The 18659-nt window shown below is 71.7% G+C and carries 16 protein-coding genes and 1 riboswitch; of the genes, 10 read left to right on the top strand and 6 right to left on the bottom strand.

All coding sequences use genetic code 11. The features are described 5' to 3' along the window. Positions 1-30 precede the first annotated feature (30 nt). The gene (locus AUC44_RS04655; protein ID WP_062157599.1) at positions 31-1209 is read right to left on the bottom strand and encodes a metallophosphoesterase family protein; all 1179 of its coding nucleotides are present in this window, start codon (positions 1207-1209) and stop codon (positions 31-33) included. A gap of 447 nt (positions 1210-1656) precedes the next feature. Between AUC44_RS04655 and AUC44_RS04660 the strand changes: the two genes are divergently transcribed. The 3 genes from AUC44_RS04660 to AUC44_RS04665 all read left to right on the top strand — a co-directional run bounded on the left by AUC44_RS04660 (position 1657) and on the right by AUC44_RS04665 (position 4576). Beyond that, entirely contained in the window at positions 1657-3033 is a 1377-nt protein-coding gene (locus AUC44_RS04660; protein ID WP_062157600.1) for an esterase/lipase family protein, read from the top strand. 121 nt (positions 3034-3154) lie between these two features. Continuing rightward, positions 3155-3277 carry a hypothetical protein gene (locus AUC44_RS17180; protein ID WP_257721369.1) on the top strand — a complete coding sequence of 41 codons (123 nt, stop codon included), beginning with the start codon at positions 3155-3157 and terminating at the stop codon, positions 3275-3277. A 72-nt stretch (positions 3278-3349) separates the two neighbouring features. Then, positions 3350-4576, top strand: a complete 1227-nt coding sequence (locus tag AUC44_RS04665) for an MFS transporter (protein ID WP_062157601.1) — start codon at positions 3350-3352, stop codon at positions 4574-4576. 11 nt (positions 4577-4587) lie between these two features. Here the strand turns inward: AUC44_RS04665 and AUC44_RS04670 are convergent, their stop codons facing one another. After that, the gene (locus AUC44_RS04670) at positions 4588-5226 is read right to left on the bottom strand and encodes a helix-turn-helix domain-containing protein (RefSeq protein ID WP_062157602.1); all 639 of its coding nucleotides are present in this window, start codon (positions 5224-5226) and stop codon (positions 4588-4590) included. Further along, entirely contained in the window at positions 5223-5846 is a 624-nt protein-coding gene (locus tag AUC44_RS04675) for a helix-turn-helix domain-containing protein (RefSeq protein WP_062157603.1), read from the bottom strand. Before AUC44_RS04675 ends, AUC44_RS04670 begins: the two co-directional genes overlap by 4 nt. Positions 5847-5944: 98 nt before the next feature. Here AUC44_RS04675 and recD2 point away from each other — a divergent pair, with 98 nt between their 5' ends. The 6 genes from recD2 (at position 5945) to AUC44_RS04705 (ending at position 13545) form a co-directional block, all read left to right on the top strand. Further along, on the top strand, positions 5945-8077 hold the full coding sequence (gene recD2, locus AUC44_RS04680) for an SF1B family DNA helicase RecD2 (protein WP_062157604.1): 2133 nt from the start codon (positions 5945-5947) through the stop codon (positions 8075-8077). 62 nt (positions 8078-8139) lie between these two features. Beyond that, positions 8140-10140 carry a DUF4900 domain-containing protein gene (locus AUC44_RS04685; protein WP_062157605.1) on the top strand — a complete coding sequence of 667 codons (2001 nt, stop codon included), beginning with the start codon at positions 8140-8142 and terminating at the stop codon, positions 10138-10140. Beyond that, the gene (locus AUC44_RS16435; RefSeq protein WP_062157606.1) at positions 10137-10580 is read left to right on the top strand and encodes a GspH/FimT family pseudopilin; all 444 of its coding nucleotides are present in this window, start codon (positions 10137-10139) and stop codon (positions 10578-10580) included. The genes AUC44_RS04685 and AUC44_RS16435 overlap by 4 nt, the downstream gene beginning before the upstream one ends. Continuing rightward, a complete protein-coding gene (locus tag AUC44_RS04695; RefSeq protein ID WP_062157607.1) occupies positions 10570-10995 on the top strand; it encodes a type IV pilus modification PilV family protein in 426 nt (141 codons plus the stop codon). Before AUC44_RS16435 ends, AUC44_RS04695 begins: the two co-directional genes overlap by 11 nt. Further along, the gene (locus tag AUC44_RS04700) at positions 10992-11795 is read left to right on the top strand and encodes a prepilin-type N-terminal cleavage/methylation domain-containing protein (protein ID WP_062157608.1); all 804 of its coding nucleotides are present in this window, start codon (positions 10992-10994) and stop codon (positions 11793-11795) included. Before AUC44_RS04695 ends, AUC44_RS04700 begins: the two co-directional genes overlap by 4 nt. A gap of 109 nt (positions 11796-11904) precedes the next feature. Beyond that, positions 11905-13545 carry a CTP synthase gene (locus AUC44_RS04705; protein ID WP_062157609.1) on the top strand — a complete coding sequence of 547 codons (1641 nt, stop codon included), beginning with the start codon at positions 11905-11907 and terminating at the stop codon, positions 13543-13545. Positions 13546-13645: 100 nt separating this feature from the next. Here AUC44_RS04705 and AUC44_RS04710 read toward each other — a convergent pair whose 3' ends face one another. The 3 genes from AUC44_RS04710 to purH all read right to left on the bottom strand — a co-directional run bounded on the left by AUC44_RS04710 (position 13646) and on the right by purH (position 17011). Further along, complete coding sequence (locus tag AUC44_RS04710) at positions 13646-14869, bottom strand: cytochrome P450 (RefSeq protein WP_062157610.1); 1224 nt, start codon at positions 14867-14869, stop codon at positions 13646-13648. Next, positions 14866-15327 (bottom strand): MarR family winged helix-turn-helix transcriptional regulator, encoded by a 462-nt coding sequence (locus AUC44_RS04715; RefSeq protein WP_062157611.1) that lies wholly within the window; start codon positions 15325-15327, stop codon positions 14866-14868. Before AUC44_RS04715 ends, AUC44_RS04710 begins: the two co-directional genes overlap by 4 nt. A gap of 160 nt (positions 15328-15487) precedes the next feature. After that, on the bottom strand, positions 15488-17011 hold the full coding sequence (gene purH, locus AUC44_RS04720) for a bifunctional phosphoribosylaminoimidazolecarboxamide formyltransferase/IMP cyclohydrolase (RefSeq protein ID WP_231724532.1): 1524 nt from the start codon (positions 17009-17011) through the stop codon (positions 15488-15490). 91 nt (positions 17012-17102) lie between these two features. Continuing rightward, a riboswitch (ZMP/ZTP riboswitch) is annotated at positions 17103-17193 on the bottom strand. 278 nt (positions 17194-17471) lie between these two features. On the opposite strand from purH, the gene AUC44_RS04725 reads away from it, so the two are divergent. Further along, the gene (locus AUC44_RS04725) at positions 17472-18584 is read left to right on the top strand and encodes a hypothetical protein (RefSeq protein ID WP_231724533.1); all 1113 of its coding nucleotides are present in this window, start codon (positions 17472-17474) and stop codon (positions 18582-18584) included. Positions 18585-18659: the final 75 nt, after the last annotated feature.

Raw genomic sequence — 18659 nt, forward strand, 5'->3', positions numbered from 1 at the left:
GATGGCGGATGGCACTCAGCTCAGGCCGCCTCATGCGTGTTCCTCGGTGCGGGCGAGTTCGTCGGCTTCCTGGAAGGCGGCGCGCAGGTCGTCGGGGAGGTCGCCGCGTTTCTCGCGGTGGTAGCGTTCGTAGAGTTCCATGAGGCTGAGGCCCTCCCGTTTCAGTTCGGGCAGGGCGAGGTCCTCCTGCACGGCGTCGAGGTCCACCGCGAGGGTGTTCGGCGCGAGGTTCAGCACGCGGTCTTTCAGGCCCGGCAGGGCGGTCCCGGCGGGGGCGCGCACGACGACCTTCAGCAGCCCGTCGAAGCCCTGGAGCTGCGTGAGGCGGTTCTCGACGTGGTCCAGATCCACGCGCAGGGTGCGGAGTTCGCGGCCACTGGCGAGCGGCAGGGCGTGGACGCGGGCGGGGCGTCCGGCCTCCACCTCGATCAGGTTCACCTGTTTCTTCTCGCCGGCCTCGCCGAAGTCGAGCTGGATGACGCTGCCCGGGTAGTACGCGGGGGGCGCGTCGGAGACCTGCTGCGGCTTGTGCACGTGCCCGAGCGCCACGTACTGCGCGCCGGGCGGCAGTTGCAGGCCGGAGAGGGTGTAGCTGTTCGTCAGGTCGAACTGCATGGTGCGCTCGGACCCGCTGGGGACCGCGCCGTCCATGGTCGCGTGGGCCATGAGCATGTTCACGCTGCTGCCCGTGAAGCCCTCGCCGAGGCGGCGCAGGAAGAACCCCATGCCCTCGCGGTACTTCTGCCGCCACGCGCCGGTGTCCCCGCCAAGCAGGTCGGCGGCCTTCACGAGTCGGCGTTCGGACAGGTACGGCAGCGCGCCCACGACCAGCCGCTCGCCGCCGCGCGTCTCGACGGTGCGGATCATGTCGGCCGGGTTCGCGCTGGGCTGCGCGACGACCTGCACGCCCACCCAGCCCAGCAGCCCAGTGACCGACGCGAGGCGGGCGGCGCTGTCGTGGTTGCCGGCGATCACGACGCTGGGGATACCCTGGTCGCGCAGGCGCAGGAAGAAGTCGAACACGGCGTGCTCGGCCTCCGCGCTGGGGTTGGCGGTGTCGAAGAGGTCGCCGCTGACGAGCACGGCGTCGGCCCGTTCGGTGCGGGCGAGGGCGGCGATTTCCGTCAGGGCGTCGTGTACCTCGGGCGTGCGGTCGAAACCGCGCAGGGAACGTCCCGCGTGAAAATCAGCGGTGTGAAGTACGCGCATAACGGAAAAAATAGCATGGTGGCCTGCCGCGTCCCGGCGGCGCGGCGGGCCAGGGCCGCGTGACGCCCTGTGGGGGGTGCCGGGGGAACCCGGGGGGTGGTGCGGCCCGCGGTGGGCAGCGCCGCCGCGTGGACGGGCGGGCGTCGCCACGGCGTCTGGGAGGGAGGCGCAGGCTCAGTTCGACCTCCGCGTCAGGCGCGGAAGGCCGGATCTGGCAGGAGGGAGAGCACCGGCCGCGGTCCGGACCGGTGGGGGCTATTTGGACTGGAGTTCAGCATAAAATTTCACATTTGGCGATAATTGAACGGACTCCAAAATTAGGCCGCGACCAAAACGTGAGTCTGGTCGAGTGGTGGCTTCCGGCCATTCACGCCGTTCAGCACGGACGTCGTGTCTTTCGGATGGAGTGTCGGCTGACGGAATTCCCTTCTCATCAAGGAGTACGCTATGGACTACCGCCGCCTGCTGCTGACCCTTCCCCTTCTGCTCGCCGCCTGTGGCCAGACCAGTCCCCAGGCTGGAGACGCCCCAGGCGCCAGCGTCACCGCCGAGCAGCGCGCCGCCTTCCTGCGGGCCACCCCCACGCCCCCGGAAGCGGTGGCGCAGGGTCAGATCACCGACCTCGCCGATACGCTGCCGGGCGGCAAGAAGATCGCCTCGCAGGCCATCGACAAGAGCGTGCCGATCATCCTGGTGCACGGCATGACGGGCTTCGGCCGCGACGAACTGCTCGGTCTGGTCCACTACTGGGGCGGCGTCACCTACGACGTGCAGGAGGACCTGCGGGCGCTGGGCTACAAGGTGTACACCGCCAGCGTCGGGCCGTTCAGCAGCAACTGGGACCGGGCGGCCGAACTGTACGCCCAGATCAAGGGCGGCTGCGTGGATTACGGCCCGGCGCGCGCCGCCGAGTTCGGCCACACCCGCTCCGACCCCGCCAAGTGCTACCCCGGGTTCTACCCGGAATGGGACGCCCAGCATCCGGTCAACCTGATCGGCCACAGCCAGGGCGGGCCGACCATCCGACTGCTCGTGAAACTGCTCGACGACGGAAGTCCCGCCAACGCCGACGGCAACAACCTGTACGCGGGGGGCCGCGCGGGCTGGGTCAGGAACCTCATGACCATCTCCAGCCCCAGTGACGGCAGCCCCGCCGCCGACAACCTGCAGGTGCTCATCCCGCAACTCCAGAAGATCATCGTGGCGGTAGCCGCCGTCGCCGGCAACCTCGACACCGTCAGCCGGATCTACGATTTCGACCTGGGCCAGTACGGCCTGCGGCAGGAACCGGGCGAAACGTTCGGCCACTACCTCGACCGCGTGTCCAACTCCAGGGTCATGACGAGCAAGGACTCGGCCGGCTGGGACCTGCGTCCGGACGGCGCGAAGGAACAGAACGCCTTCATCGGCCGCAGTAAGGTCACGAAATACTTCTCGTGGGCCACCAACGACACCTCACCGGGCCTGCTGACCGGCTGGCACTACCCGAACGTCACCATGGGGCCGGAACTGGTCGTCACCTCGTACCCCTACCCCCGCCCCCTGCCGCCCGGGATGGGCAACGTGTACGGCACCAGCCAGTTCGGCGGCGTCACCTACGACCGGAGCTGGTGGCCGAACGACGGCATCGTGCCCACCAACTACTCGCACGCGCCCATCGGCCAGCAGCGTGAAGCCTACACCGGGCAGGCCACGCAGCCGGGCCGCTGGTACGTGCTGGGCACGGTCCAGGGCTACGATCACGTCGATATCGTGGGCAACCTGACCCTGCGCGACGTGCGCCAGTTCTACCGCAACCAGGCCGCCTTCCTGAACAGCCAGTGACGTGAGCGGCCCGGCCGGGGAGATCTGAAGGGGGCGCGCATCACCCTGTCAGGGGGCCGAATAATTATTCAATGGGTCGTTTGTCATATGAAAAACACCCGGATAATGCAAAGATCGGGCCATGTACAGCAGTGACCTCGACCTCATCACGAAAAGCCGCCTGACGGCCACTGGGGACGTGGCCCTCGCTCAGCGCGCGGCCCGCCACCTGCCCCGCTGGCTGCGCCGCCTCGCCCGCCGCTGAAGCCAGTCCGGACCCCAGCTACTCCGCGCGCCCCCTGGTGCGCGGAGTAGCTTCCGGTTCACGCTGGGCGGCATGACCACCTCCGTCCCGGACCGACTGTGGACCCGCTCCTTCCTGCTGTGGTGGCTGGGCAGCGCCCAGAGCGCCCTGGGCACCGCGCTGGCCGGGATCGCCACCAGTTTCCTGGTGCTGCATCAGACCGGCAGCGCCGGGAAGATGGGCGTGAACCTCGCGCTGGCGCTGCTGCCGGGGCTGCTGTCCCCGCTGTTCGGAACGCTGGTGGACCGCCTGCCCCTGAAGGTCCCGCTGATCCTGGGGAACGTCCTGCGCGGTGCGCTGCAACTCACGGTGGGCCTGCTGGCGCTGCGCGGCCCTGTTGCACTCGAACTGGTCTACGCGGCGTCGTTCCTGACCGGCCTGATCGGCGCGTTCTACTCGCCCGCCGCGATGGGCGTCACGCCCCGCCTCGTGCCACGCGCGCAGCTCCAGCGCGCCACCGGCCTGATGCAGGGGAGCACGCAGGTCATGCAACTCGTCGGCACGGTGGGTGGCGGCGCGCTGGTGGGCGCGCTCGGCAGCGCCCCGGCCCTGATCTTCGACGGCCTGAGCTTCCTGATGTTCGCGGCGCTGCTGCCCCTCGTGACCCTGCCCGCCCACGGCGCCGCGCCGGCAGGCGAGGGGTTCTGGACGTCCTTCCACGCGGGCCTGGACTACGCCCGCCGCAGTCCCCTCACGCTGGGCCTGCCGGTCCTGGCCTTCTTCCTGAATGCCGCGTTCGCCCCCATGGAGATGCTGATGCCCGCCCGCATGACCGCCCTGGGCGCGGGGGCGCAGGGCTTCGGGCTGTTCTTCGGGCTGCTGCTGGCCGGACTGGCCGCCGGGAGTTTCGCCATGGCCGCGCTGGGAGAGCGGGTGGACGCCCGCCGCCTCAGTGCGCCCGCCTTCGCTGCGCTCGGCACGACTGTTCTGCTGCTGAGCCTCACGCAGACCCCCGCGCAGATGTACGCCCTGGCGTTCGTGATGGGCCTCGTAACCGCCGCGCTGAACCTCTCGGTCAGCATGATCTTCCAGAAGCGCGTTGATCCCACCTACTACGGCCGGGTGGGCAGCCTGCTCGGCATGGTCGGCACGGCGGGCATGCCGCTGGCGATGCTGCTGCTCGCGCCGGTGGCCGACCGCGTGCCCGTGAGCACCGTGTTCGCGGTGGCCGGCAGCCTCACCCTGCTGGCGGCGGTGGGCTGGGCCGCGCTGCTGCGCCGGGACGCGGCGGGCGGCACCGGGCAGGCATCACCCGCCTGACCGGTCCGCCGTCAGCGTTCCGGGCTGTCCCCCGGCGCGAGCAGCAGCCCCAGCAGGGCCTGGCGCGCGCCGGGATCGTCCTGTTCCGCACTGGTCCGCTGCGAGACCCACTGTTGAAGCTCACGCAGGCGCGCGTGCAACTCGGTCAGGGTTTCCGGGCGCAGCCTCATCTCGCCCATGGTGCCGAAACTGTCTGCCGAAATCCTGCCGCCCCCGTACTGCACCGTCAGTTTCCCGTGCGCGTCCCGGCTCAGCCGCACGTCCTCGTCGCCTCCGGTGCGCCCCATCGCCCGGGCCACCCCGGTCACGTACGTCCTGAAGAACGGCGCGGCGGCCTCGTTCAGGAGTTCCTCCAGGTCGCTCGCGTCAGTCAGGGCCAGCGGCACGCGGTACTCGGCGGCCACCGCCCGGTATTCCTTCACCCCCCGCCCGGCGCGGGCGCGGACCTGCGCGATCTCAATCAGCCCGGCGGCCAGCAGCCGCGTCAGCCGGTGGTGCGTGCGGGTCAGGGACACGCCGGTCTCGGCGGCCACGGCGGCGGCGCTGCCCCGCCCGTCCATGACTGCGCCCAGCACCCACTGGTACGGCCGCTGCAGCAGCAGGCGCGCCTGCTCTGGCGTGCTGGCCGTGAAGCGGGACGGGACGCTCACCTGTCCCCCGGCGTGAGGAACACGCCCAGCAGGCGCGGCACCAGGCCCTCCGCGCGTGACTGGGCGTGCTCGTCGAGCCAGTCGAACAGGGACTGCACCCTGGTGTCGAGTTCCTGCGCGTCCGCCGGGCTGAGGTATGCGAGGCGGTGCGCGCTGATCACGCTGTCCAGCACGTCCTCGAAGCCGTCGAAATCCAGTGTCACCTGCCCCCGCGCGTTCAGGTGGACGTTGAGGTGACGCCCCGGCTGCGCGGCCAGCATCCGCCCCACCCGCTCGTGCTGCTGCGCCAGCGGGTCGCGGTGCAGGCCCGCCACCAGATCCGAGAGGGTCGCGTGGTCCGTCAGGGCGAACGGCACGCGGAACGCCCGCGCCGCCGCCCGGTAGCGTTTCACGGGCCGCCCGGCGCGCGCCTGCTCCTGCGTGACGACCACCAGTCCCGCCGCGCGCAGCCGGGTCAGGCGGTGGTGCGCCTGCTGCACGCTCAGGCCGCACGCGCGGGCCAGTTCGGCGGCACTCACCTCGCCGCGCAGCAGGTGCCCCAGCGGCGTCAGCAGCGCCGGGTCAAGGAGCAGCCGCGCCTGCCCGGGCGTGCTCACCGTCAGCGAAGGAAGGTCACCCATGCGCCGCAGTCTGCCACCCCGGGCGGCGCAGGGGGGGCGCAGCGGTGGGCGGATTCCGTCACGGACGGAGCGCCCGCCCCGCGCTATGCTGGGCAGCGATGTCTGCTGCCCCAACCGAGGCGTTCCGCGTGACCGGCGGCGTGAATAAAGTGCGGTTCCGTTCCGATTCCGGCTTCACGGTCATGACCGCCCGCATCCGCAACGCGGAGGGGGAGGACCCCGACGCGACCGTCATCGGCGTGATGCCGCCCCTGGAGGCCGGGGACACCTTCAGCGCCGACGTGCTCATGGAGGAGCACCGCGAGTACGGCTACCAGTACCGCGTGCTGAACCTCGTGCTGGAGGCGCAGCCCGCCGACCTGTCCGAGGCGGGGATCGCCGCGTACCTGGAGGCGCGGGTGGGCGGCGTGGGCAAGGTCCTGGCCGGGCGGATCGCGGGAACGTTCGGTGCGGCGACCTTCGACATCCTGGAGAGCGACCCCGACCGGCTGCTGCAGGTGCCGGGCGTGACGGCCAGCACGCTGCACAAGATGACCCAGAGCTGGTCGCAGCAGGGCCTGGAACGCCGCCTGCTGGCGGGCCTCCAGGGCCTGGGCCTGAGCATCGCGCAGGCACAGCGGGCCGTGAAACACTTCGGTGAGGCCGCGCTGGAACGCCTGAGCGCCGACCTGTTCACCCTGACGGAGGTCGAGGGGATCGGCTTCCTGACCGCGGACAAGCTGTGGCAGGCGCAGGGCGGCGCCCTGGACGACCCGCGCCGCCTGACCGCCGCCGCCGTGTATGCCCTGCAGCAGGCGGCGCAGCAGGGCGGGCACTCGTACCTGCCGCGCGCCCGCGCGGAGAAGGGCGTGGTGCACTACACCCGCGTGACGCCCGCCCAGGCCCGGCTGGGGGTCGAGACGGCGGTGGAACTGGGCCGCCTCGCGGACGACACGCCCCCGCTGCTGGACACCGAGGACGCGCTGCACGACCCCAGCCGCATCTACCTGCCGCCCACCCTGCGCGCCGAGAAGAAACTCGCCAGCCTGATCCGCACGCTGATCGCCACGCCCCCCGCCGGGGACGAGTGGACCGTCCCCAGGGGCGCGGCGAAGGGCCTGTCGGCCGAGCAGGCGGGTGTGCTGGACCTGCTTGGGGAGCACCGGCTGGTGGTCCTGACCGGCGGGCCCGGCACCGGCAAGAGCACCACCACCCGCGCCGTCGCGGACCTTGCCGAGCAGCTGGGCCTGGAGGTCGGCCTGTGCGCCCCGACCGGCAAGGCCGCGCGCCGCCTGGGCGAGGTGACGGGCCGCGCGGCGAGCACCATTCACCGCCTGCTGGGGTACGGCCCGGCGGGCTTCCGGCACAACCACCTCGAACCCGCCCCGTACGACCTGCTGATCGTGGACGAGGTCAGCATGTGCGGCGACGGCCTGATGCTCTCGCTGCTCGCGGCGGTCGCGCCCGGCGCGCGCGTGCTGCTGGTCGGCGACACCGATCAGCTTCCCCCGGTGGACGCCGGGCTGCCCCTGCACGCCCTGACCCAGACGGCGCCCACCGTCCGCCTGACCCAGGTGTACCGGCAGGCGGCCGAGAACCCCATCATCCGCGCCGCGCACGGCCTGCTGCACGGGCAGGCGCCGCAGTGGGGCGACCCCCGATTGAACCTCGTGGAGACCGAACCGGACGTGGGCGCGCGGCGCGTGGCGCTGCTCGTGCGCGACATGGGCGGCCCCACGCAGGTGCAGGTGCTGACCCCCATGCGCAAGGGACCGCTGGGCGTGGAGATGCTCAACCACCACCTCCAGAGCCTCTTCAACCCCGGCGAGGGCGGCGTCCGCATCGGCGACTCGCACGCGCGGCCCGGCGATATCGTCGTGCAGACGAAGAACGACTACACCAACGAGGTCTTCAACGGCACGGTCGGCACCGTCCTGAAGGCCGACGGCTCACGCCTGACCGTGGATTTCGACGGGAACGTCGTGGAACTGGCCGGGGCGGAACTGTTTAACCTGCAACTCGGCTACGCCCTGACCGTGCACCGCGCGCAGGGCAGCGAGTGGGGCACCGTGCTCGGCGTGCTGCACGAGGCGCACATGCCGATGCTCAGCCGCAACCTCGTGTACACCGCCCTGACCCGCGCCCGCGACCGCTTCTACGCCGTGGGGTCCGCGACCGCGTGGCAGCGCGCCGCCGGGCGACAGCGCGAGGAACGCTGCACGGCCCTGCTCGAACGCATCCGGGGCCGCTGAGTCCGCCCGGCACCCCGACACGGGGGTGAGATTTTTCGCATTGAGGCGTTCATACTGACCTCATGCGCACCACCGAACGCACGCAGGGTGCCACCCTGATCGTCTCTCTGCTGCTGGTCATGCTGCTGCTGGCCGTGATCATGAGCGTCACCGCCCAGGTCACGCTGTCCGCGCGGCGCTCCAGCACCGATCAGGAAAGTATCCTGCGCGCCCAGCTGGCCGCCGAATCCGGCACGGCCCTCGTGCAGGCCCGGCTGCGGGTCATGAGTACCCTGCTGCGCAGCGCGCAGTTCAAACCCGCCGACACCCCCGTGATCATGGACGACCTCGCGGCCCTGTGCGGGCTGAGCAGCCTGCCCAGCGTCCCGGTCGGGTCGGACGTCTGCGACCTCAGCAGCCGCCCCCAGGGCCTGCGCGACGCCGGCGACGCCCGCGTGCGCCTGCTGGTGCGCGCCGTGAGCGCCAGTGCCTTCGCGGCGGCCGGCCTGGACGGGGCGACCGACGCCAAACGCGCCGCGTACTGGAGTGACCTGTTCAGCGGCCCGGACGGCACCACCCTGACGGGCGCGCCCACCAGCGCCACGTACGCGGTCACCTACGGGCTGCGCCCCACCCGGCTGACCCGCAGCGGCGTCAGCGAGTACCGCCTGTTCTTCACGATGCCCGACGCCCAGGTCACCGGCGCCGCCGCCAGCGCCACGCGGCAGGTGCGCCTGCGGGCCGAGCAGACGGGACTGAACCTCGTGATCCAGCGGCCCTCGCTGGCCCCCAACGCCCTGTTCACCAACCACCACTTCGCCTCGCCGGAGGCGGAGGCCGCCGGCGACCGCATCACCTTCACCAGCCGCACCATGTTCAGCGGCCCCGTCCACACCAACGGGCAGTTCCGCTTCATGGGTCGGCCCTGGTTCGGCGGGGCCGTCACCAGTGCCGGGTGCCGCGCCGGGCAGATCCAGACGGCGCCTCTCCCCACGGGCGACTCCTGCGCCAGCGAACCCGAACCCGGCGCGTACTTCGATTCGACCTTCCAGACCCAGGCGAACATGACGCCGAGTCCCGACGCCCCGACCTTCTGCTACGCGGGCAATCCCGCCTGCGCCGCGAACCCGGACGTCGCCCCCAGTTTCCCGCAGGGCGTCACCTGGAACGCGCCCTTCGTGCAGCTGCCCGTCAACGGGAACGACCAGGCGGCCGCCGCCCAGAGCGGGGGCCTGCTGATCAGCGGCACCGTCAGCAACCTGCAGCTGTACCGCGCGGCGGTCGGGGGGCAGGACAGCCAGCGCATCACGTACACGGTGGGCGGCGTGACCGTGAACCTCGCGGTGGGCGCCAACGGCAAGCTGCGCATCCTGGACGGCAGCGGCAACTGGGTGTCGGCCACGCGCGCCGCAGACGGCAGCGTCGCGCCGGGCAGCCCCCAGGCCGATTTCAACGGCGTGGTGTACGTGAACGGCGAGGTGGCCGACCTGAACGCCGGTCCGGATCCCATCAGCGCGGCGGTCGCGCCCTTCAGTGGCCTGACCGTGGCCGCCAGCGGCACCATCAACATCACCAGTGACCTCACGTACGCCGATCCGCCCTGCAGCGGGCAGCACACCCGCAACCCCGACGGCAGCGTCACGCCGGCCACCTGCGCCAACCTGGGCGCGCGGAACATTCTGGGGATCTACTCCAGCGGCGGCAACGTGAACCTCGTCAGTCCCCAGAGCGGCCAGCCCACCCGCCTGGGCAACGACCCCAGGATTCACGCGGTCCTGATGGCCGGACAGGGCGCCGTGCAGGTGCAGGGCTACAACACCGGCAGCCCCCTGGGCAACGTGAACCTGATCGGCGGGGTCATCGAGAACTACTACGGCGCGTTCGGCACCACCAGCGGCAACGTCCAGCAGACCGGGTACGGCCGCAACTTCGTGTTCGACCCGCGCACCCTCTCCGGGGTGGAACCCCCCTTCTTCCCGACCTCGCGCACCTGGACGATGGCGCTGGTCACCACGCCCACCGGCACCACCCAGCCGCTCGACCCGGTGCAGCTGCGCGGCGACACCGTCTCGGAGGCCCCGTGAGGGCCGGGCGCACGCAGGGGTTCACGCTGCTGGAACTGCTGCTGGTGATCGCCATTCTGGGCGTCATCGCCGGGGTGCTGGGCTGGTCGCTGCTGGGCAGCCTGCGCGCCAGCCAGCTGCGCGACGCCGCCGCGCAACTGAGCGCCGACCTGCGCGCCGCGCGGAGCACTGCCCTGAAAAGCGGGCAGAACGTGACGGTGACCACCACGCTGAACGCCGGCAGCTACACCGTGCAGCGCGGCGCGGACACCCGCACCCTGACCCTGCCCAACAGCGTTCAGGTGAGCGCGCAGACCGCCGCCGCCGTGCAGTACCGCGCGCCGAGTGGCACTACCGACGGCGCGGGTGTCATCTGGACGCTGCGGCACCCGGCCAGCGGCCAGCTCACGCAGGTGAAGATCGTGGGATTGACCGGGAAGGTGATCGTCCGTGCGAACTGACCTGCCCCGGGGCAGCGCCGGCCTGACCATCGTGGAAGTGCTGGTGGGCATCCTGCTGCTGAGCATCATCGCGCTCGTCGTCCTGGCGCCCCTGACCAGCTTTTTCAGGCTGACCACCCGCAGCGCCCAGCAGGTCAGCGCCACCCAGCAGGCCCAGCAGGTGCTCGAAGGCATCCGCAGCGACTGGCTGACGCCCGGCCTGTACGACCAGCGCTGCGCGACCATCCCGCTGCCGCCCGGCACCAGCGTCACGCTCTCCAGTCTGACCCTGGACGGCGCCGTGACCGGCAGCGCCGGCCTGAACGCCAGCTGCACCGGAAACGCGCCGGATCTCAGTCCCGTGCGGCGCGTGAGCGTGCAGGTCACGGTCAACGGCACCCAGAGCGTCCTGAACGCCGACGTGGCCCGCCCATGACCGGCGCGCAGCGGGGCCTGACCCTGATCGAACTGCTCGTCGCCCTGGCCCTGGCCCTGATCGCGCTGTTCGCGGCGAGCACCCTGCTGATCAGCAGCACGCGGAGCGCCGGCGACCTGCAGGTGCGCAGCGACCTGCTGCTCGAACAGCAGGTGGCGCAGAACTACCTGCTGGCGAACGTCCGCGAGGCCGCGTTCGTGTATCCCAGCGGCACGCCCATCACGCTGCCCGTGAACTACTCCACCACCCGGCCCGGCGGCGGGACATGGACGGCTGGCGGCAGCGTGCCGCTGCTGGCGTTCATCCAGGCCCCCGAACGGCCGGTGAGCGGCTGCGCGCTGACGAACGCCGACACCCGCCGCGCCTGCTACACCTTCCGCGCGTACTACCCGGTGCGCCGCGCCGACTGGGTGGCCGGGGCGCCCGACCCGGCCAACCCGGGGCCAGATGCCGGCAACGACGACCGCTGGGTGCTCGCCGAGTTCGCGCAGCCCCTGAACGCCACCACGCCGCCCACCGTCTCGGGCGCGCTGAACCTCGCCGCCGCCGGCCTGAGCGGTACGGCCAGCCTGCTGCTCGACTACGTGCAGCAGGCCGCGCCCGGGCTGCCGCCGCTGCTGAGCGCCGTGACGCCCAGCCCGCAGACGCCCGGCGGGGTGCGCGTCACGCTGAACGTCAGCCTGAACCGCAACGTGCGCGGCCGGGACACCACCCAGCCCGCGCGGCCCGGGGCCAGCCCGGCCAGCTGGGTGCAGAGCGTGACCATCGCGCCCCGCAACGTGGGCACCCTGCCCCCCTAGCCCGGCGCGCACGGACGCCGCGCGGCGTGCTACCATGAAATCCCGGAGGCCGAGCGCCCCGGTTTTTCTTTGTGGTCTCCCGGTGGGGATCAGGCGCTCGCGGTCAGACATGAAATACATCTTTGTGACAGGTGGCGTTGTCAGCAGCCTCGGTAAAGGCGTGGCCAGCGCGTCCCTCGGGGCGCTGCTGCGCGCGCGCGGGTACAGGGTCACGGCGGTCAAGATCGACCCCTACATCAACATCGACGCGGGCACCATGCGCCCCTACGAGCACGGCGAGGTGTTTGTCACCGCGTCCGGCGCCGAGACCGACCTGGACATCGGCAACTACGAGCGCTTCCTCGATCTGGACATCCCGGCGGGCAGCAACATCACCACCGGGCAGGTGTACCAGGAAGTCATCCGCAAGGAACGCGCCGGGGATTACCTGTCGCAGACCGTGCAGGTCATCCCGCACGTCACCGACGAGATCAAGCACCGCGTCCGCGCCGCCGGTGAGCGCGCCGGGGCCGAGATCGTCCTGATCGAGGTGGGCGGCACCGTGGGCGACATCGAGTCGCTGCCGTTCCTGGAAGCCATCCGGCAGTTCAAGTTCGACGAGGGCGACGAGAACGTCCTGTACCTGCACCTCACGCTCGTGCCGTACCTGGGCACCAGCAACGAGTTCAAGACCAAACCCACCCAGCACTCGGTGGCGGAACTGCGCTCCGTGGGCATCAGCCCTGACATCGTCATGGTGCGCAGCAAGGAAAAACTCCCGCCCGAGATCACCCGCAAGATCGCCGCGTTCACCAGCGTGCGCGAGAACCGCGTGTTCTCCAGCTTCGACGTCTCCCACGTGTACGAGGTGCCCCTCGCGCTGGAGGAACAGGGCCTGGGCAAGACCGTCGAGGACATCCTGGGCCTGGAGCGCATCCACCCGAACCTCGGCGTGTGGCAGAACGCCGTCAAGACCATCAAGCAGCCGGCGCGCGAGGTCACCATCGCCATCGCCGGGAAGTACACCGCGATGCCCGACGCGTACCTGAGCCTGATGGAGTCCCTCACGCACGCCGGGATTGCCAACGACGCCAAGGTGAACATCCAGTGGGTGAACGCCGAGGATCTGGCCGACCCCAGCGTCACCGACGCCGACGTCCGGGCCCGCCTGGAAGGCGCCGACGGCATCCTCGTGCCCGGCGGCTTCGGCATCCGCGGCATCGAGGGCAAGATCCGCGCGGCGCAGTACGCGCGTGAAAGCGGCACCCCGTACCTGGGCATCTGCCTGGGCATGCAGATCGCCGTGATCGAGTACGCCCGCCACAAGGCCGGCCTGGAGGGTGCGAACAGCGCCGAGTTCGACGAGTACGCCCCGCACAAGGTCATCGACCTGATGCCCGAACAGCTCGAGGTCGCCGGGATGGGCGGCACCATGCGCCTGGGCGACTGGCCCATGGATCTCCAGGGCGGCACCAAGATCGCCGAGCTGTACGGCGTCCCGCAGGGCGGCACCGTCCGTGAACGCCACCGTCACCGCTTCGAGGTGAACCCCGCCTACACCCAGCAGCTCAAGGACGCCGGACTGGTCATCAGCGGCGTCACCCCCGGCGTCGAGGGCCGCGGCGCGGGTCTCGTGGAGACCATCGAGATTCCCGGCCACCCGTACTTCGTGGCCCTCCAGGCCCACCCGGAATTCAAGAGCCGCCCCATGCGCCCCAGCCCTCCCTTCGCCGGGCTGATCAAGGCCGCACTCGACGCCCAGCAGGCCTGAACGCAGCGTTCAGGCCCAGGCCTTCAGGCTGAGAGAACGGGCCGCTCCACCCGCGTGGTGGGCGGCCCGCTCGCCGGCGTCCGGGTGTCGTCCGCCCGGCTCAGGCCCGACGTAACCCCAGCGCGACGCGCAGGCCGCGCAGCTCGTAGCCCTTCACGACCTCGTTGAAGGTCACGCGCGGCTCGGCCACCAAGCGCAGGTCCTGCCAGATGAGCAGGCGGCGCAGGAACGTGTCGGTCTCCTTGATCGCCAGGAACGCGCCGGGGCAGCGGTGGTGGCCGTCCCCGAACGCCATCACGGGCGCCTGCACGCCGCGCGGCAGGGGCCGGGCGGGGCACACGGACCCGGCCTGCTTGCCCGCCACGGCGGGGTCGGTGTTCGCGTCCGCGAGGTTCAGGGCCAGCAGGGTGCCCTGCGGGACCGTGTGGCCGTCCACGGTCAGGTCGGCCTGCGCGCGGCGGTACAGCGTGCTCACGACGGGTTCCACGCGCAGGATCTCGTGCAGGATGTCCAGGCGTTCCTTTTCCGTGCCGTGCACGTACGCGGCGCGCAGCTCGGGGGCGCGCAGCAGGTGCCACGTGGCGACCGTGATGAACTCGCGCGTGGTGACCATGCCCGCGGTGCCGTAGGTCAGGCACTCGGTGAGGATCTCCAGGTCGCTGTACTCGCGGTCCAGCAGGTGGCTGATCAGGTCGTCCTGACGCTGTGTGCGGCGGGCCTGGATGGCGGGCTTGACGTCCAGCAGGTAGAAGGCCAGCAGGTGCCGCTGGTCGAGCAGGCTCCGCAGGCGGCCCTTCTCGGGGCTCATGCCGGGCTCGCTGTTGCCGTCGTGCTCCACGAAGGTCATGACCCGGCGTTCCAGGCCCGGCAGGCGGCTGCTCGTGAGCCCCACCACCTGCGAGGCGACCTGCACGGCCAGCGTGAGGCTCAGGTCGTCGATGTTCGCCTCGCCGCGCGCCGCGAGCTGCCCGATCAGGCGGTCGGCGAGGGCCGCGATCATGGGCTGGTACGTGGCGACGGCCGCCGGCGTGAAGTACCGGGCGGTGTCGCGGCGCATCTCGTGGTGTTCCTCGCCCTCGGCGAACAGCACGGGGCGGCGCTTAAGGATGCCGGCCTCGTTCACGGTCTCGGCATTGAAGCCCGCCTGGGTCACGGCCTCGCTGCGCAGCACGTCCCGCGCCGCCTGGAAGGACCGGACCTGCACGACGCCACGCGCATCGGCCCGGGGGGCCGCGCCGGGCCGCGCGGTGTCGCGGCGCGTGAGGCTGTCCCCACCGAAGGGGCAGCGGGCGGGTTCGGGCGGACTGGATTCGTTGATGGTCATGGGGTGGCCTCCGGGAGGGGGGTGGCACTCAGGGTTTCCAGGCCCGCCGTGACGGCGTCCAGCTGTGAACCCAGGCGGGTCAGGGCGGGCTGCGTGGCGTGCTGGAGGGTCTGCATGGCGGCCCCCCACAGCTGCGCCCCGGCGGGCGTGACGTGCAGGGCGCGGCGCCGGGCGTCCGTGGGGTGCGGGGCGTGCGCGACGGCCCCGGCGCCCTGCAGGTGCCGCAGGGCGCGGGCGACCTCGTAGCGGGGCAGGTCGAGCGTGCGGGCGAGGTCGCTGGGGGTGTGCGGCCCGGCCTGCACGTGGCTGAGGATGAGAAAGGCGCGCAGGTCGAGGTCGTGTTCGCGCGCCAGGGCGGCCTGCACCTGACCGCTGAGGCCCTGCCACGCCGTCCAGTACGCGGCCAGGAACCGCAGCGGCTGCCGCGTGAGATCCGGGCTGTGTGGGTCGGGTGACATGATTGCATTCTGCAACAATCTGGATGAGAGTGGGTTGTAGGGAGTGGGAAGTGGGGGGGGCTTGACGTGGGCAGACGGGTCGCTCACACGCTGTCGACCATCAACCAAAAAGAAGGGGGTGGACGCCGCCACGTCCACCCGGGGGTTCAGGGTTGAAAGGTCAGTGTTTGAAGTGGCGGGAGCCGGTGAACACCATGCTGATGCCCAGTTCGTTGCACGCGGCGATCACCTCGGGGTCGCGTTTGGCGCCGCCGGGTTGCAGGATCGCCGTGACGCCCACGCTGGCCGCGAGGCGCACCACGTCGTCGAAGGGGAAGAACGCCTCGGACGCCAGGACGGACCCCTGCGCCTTCTCACCGGCGTTCGCCACGGCGCGCTCGGCGGCCCAGATGCGGCTCACGGCGCCCGCGCCCAGGCCCACCGTCACGCCATCCCTGGCGAGGACGACGGCGTTGCTGCGGGCGTGCTTCACGGTCGCCCACGCGAAGCGCAGGTCCAGCCACTCCTGCTCGGTCGGTTCGCGCCTGGTGACGACCTCGGGGCACAGGTCGTCCCAGGGGCGCGCGTCGCGTTCCTGCACGGCGAAGCCGCCGGTCAGGGGCCGCACGTCGAGCACGCTCACACCCTGGGCAGGCGCAGCCACCAGGACCCGCAGGTCCGGTTTCTTCTCCGCGAACCACGCGGCGGCCTCGGGCGTGACCTCGGGCGCGATGAGCACCTCCAGGAAGGTGCCGCGCGTCGCCTGCGCCGCCTCCAGCGTCACTGGAGCGCTCACGGCGACCACGCCGCCGAACACGCTCAGGGTGTCGGCGTCGCGGGCGCGTTCCCAGGCCGCCTTCACGTCCGCCGCGACCGCCACGCCGCAGGGGTTGGCGTGCTTGACCGCCACGCACACGGCGGCGTGCCCGGGCAGCGCGGCCTCCTGCGCGGCGAGTTCCTGGCACAGCGCCCAGGCGGCGTCCGCATCGGCGTAGTTGTTGAAGCTCATGGGTTTGCCCGCCACGACCTGCGCGTCGATGACGGGCCCGGTGGCGTCGCCCAGGCGGTAGATCGCGCCCGGCTGGTGGGGGTTCTCGCCGTAGCGGACCTGCGCGGCGCGCGTCAGGTTCAGCGTCAGCGTCCCGGGCAGGGCGGTGGGCAGGTCGTCGCTGGCGCCGGTCAGGTACGCGGTGATCGCGGCGTCGTACTCGCTGGTATGCCGGTACGCCTTCGCGGCCAGGCGGCGCCGCTCGGCGTCACTCACCTCGTCCTGCAGGGCCACGCTGTAGTCCGCGGGGTCCACCAGTACGAGCACGCCCGCGTGGTTCTTCGCCGCCGAGCGGATCATGGCGGGCCCGCCGATGTCGATGTTCTCGATCACGTCCGCGTCCGGCGCGCCGCGCGCCACCGTCTCCCGGAACGGGTAGAGGTTCACGCACACCAGATCAATGGTGACGATCCCGTGCGCCTCCAGCTGTCCCAGGTGTCCGGGCTCGCGCCGCGCGAGGATGCCGCCGTGCACGGCCGGGTGCAGCGTCTTCACGCGGCCGTCCAGCATCTCGGGGAAGCCCGTCACGTCGCTCACCTGCCGCGCCGCAATTCCGGCCTGCACTAGACCTTGGTACGTCCCGCCGGTGCTGAGGATCTCCCAGCCGCGCGCCTCGAGCTGCCGCGCGAACTCCACGACACCCGTCTTGTCACTCACCGAGATGAGTGCCCGTCTGCTCCTGCCCTGTGTGCCGGTCTGCGTCCCATGCTGCGTCACTGTGACCTCCGAGGACCCCGCCACGGGGGCGGGGATCGACCCAGGCGCGCGATCAGGAAAAAGTCCGTGTCGGGGGCTTCCCCGTGGTGTCCCCACGTTCAGCGCCAGTCGCCCCCCGGCCCGAGCGGCAGTGTACCGCCCAAGTCGCCGGCGCGCGCCTGAGCTGTCCGGCACTGTGGGCGGCCTTCACCCTTCGGGGGAGAGGGGGGTGGGTGCTCCGGAAAGTGCGCAGCGGCTCACCGAGCTGCCTCCCTACAGTGGGGCACCTGGAGGTGAAGTCCCCCTGCCGCATCCCGCTCCCCTACGCCCCGCCCTGCTGGACGCCGCTGCGCCCCTGCGCCGCACGGGGTTCCTGCCGCCGCGCGCGCCCCTGCTGAACCTCCCCGGTCCCTTCCAGGCCGTGCCTGACCTGATTCCTGCCCTGGCCGGCGCCTACGGGGCGGGCGGCGTGCGCCCCCTGATCCGCGAGGCCGCGGCCTCCTGGCCCGCCGACCTGACGCGGCAGACCGAGGACCTGACGCCGGACGAGCGGGACGCGCTGCTGTCGGCCGCCGCGACCTTGATGCACCTGTACCGCTGGGACGCCGTGCCCGTCCACCCGGACCGGTTCCACGAGGTGCCGGACTTTCCCCGCGCGCTGGACGGCCTGTTCCGGCACCTGAGCGCCGCGCGGGGCCTGCCGCCCTGCGGGGGGCTGTACACCCTGAAGTACCTCAACTGGCGCAGCCCGGACGTGGCGCCCGGCGCGGCGTACGACGCGGCGACCCTGCACGCCGGGAACGTCCGGATCGCCCACTCCTGGCAGGAGGGCGAGGCGGGGGAGCAGCTGGACCTGTGGATCCAGACCTTCGTGCTGGCCGAGGCGCGCGGGCAGGCGGTCCTGGTGGCCGGGCTGGACGCCGTGCAGGCCGCGCACGAGCACGACCGGGAGGCGCTGGCGGGCGCGCTGGAGGCCCTGCACCACGCGGTCCGAGCCCTGGCGCGCGAGATCAACGTGTTCACGCGTTTCCACGTGATCCGCACCGACCTGTGGCGCGTGCTGACCCAGCCCACCTTCGGGTGGGGCCTGACCGAACGCGGCACGCTGCTCGAGGGCGCCAGCGGCCTGCAACTGGGCGCCACGCAGTTCGCGGACCTGACGCTGGGCGTGCCGTTCAGCGGCCCGCTGGGCGCGGCGCTCCTCGCGTCCCGCGCGTACCTGCCGCCCGAGCAGCGCGCCCTGCTGAGCGCCTGGGACGCCCACCACGGCGACGTGCGCGCCGCCGTGCAGACCTGGGGCGACAGCCGCGCGCGCGACCTGTATGGCGCCTGCGTGCAGGACATGGAACGCTGGCGCGTCAGCCACCGCGAGCGCGGCGCGGCGTACCTGCGCGGCGACGGGCGCTCACACGTGATGGCCTCCACCGGCACGCAGTTCGAGGCGGGCGTGCCGCACGATCAGGCCTTCCGGGACCTGATGACCACCCGCGTGAACGACACCCGCTCCCGGCGCCTCGGCCCGGACGGCGACTGACCCGGACGACGTGGGCCGGGTCAGGTCACGACGGAGAGGTCGGCCTGTAGGGAATCCCCACGGGCCGACCTTTCC

The sequence above is a fragment of the Deinococcus actinosclerus genome, assembly GCF_001507665.1.
Lineage (GTDB): Bacteria > Deinococcota > Deinococci > Deinococcales > Deinococcaceae > Deinococcus > Deinococcus actinosclerus.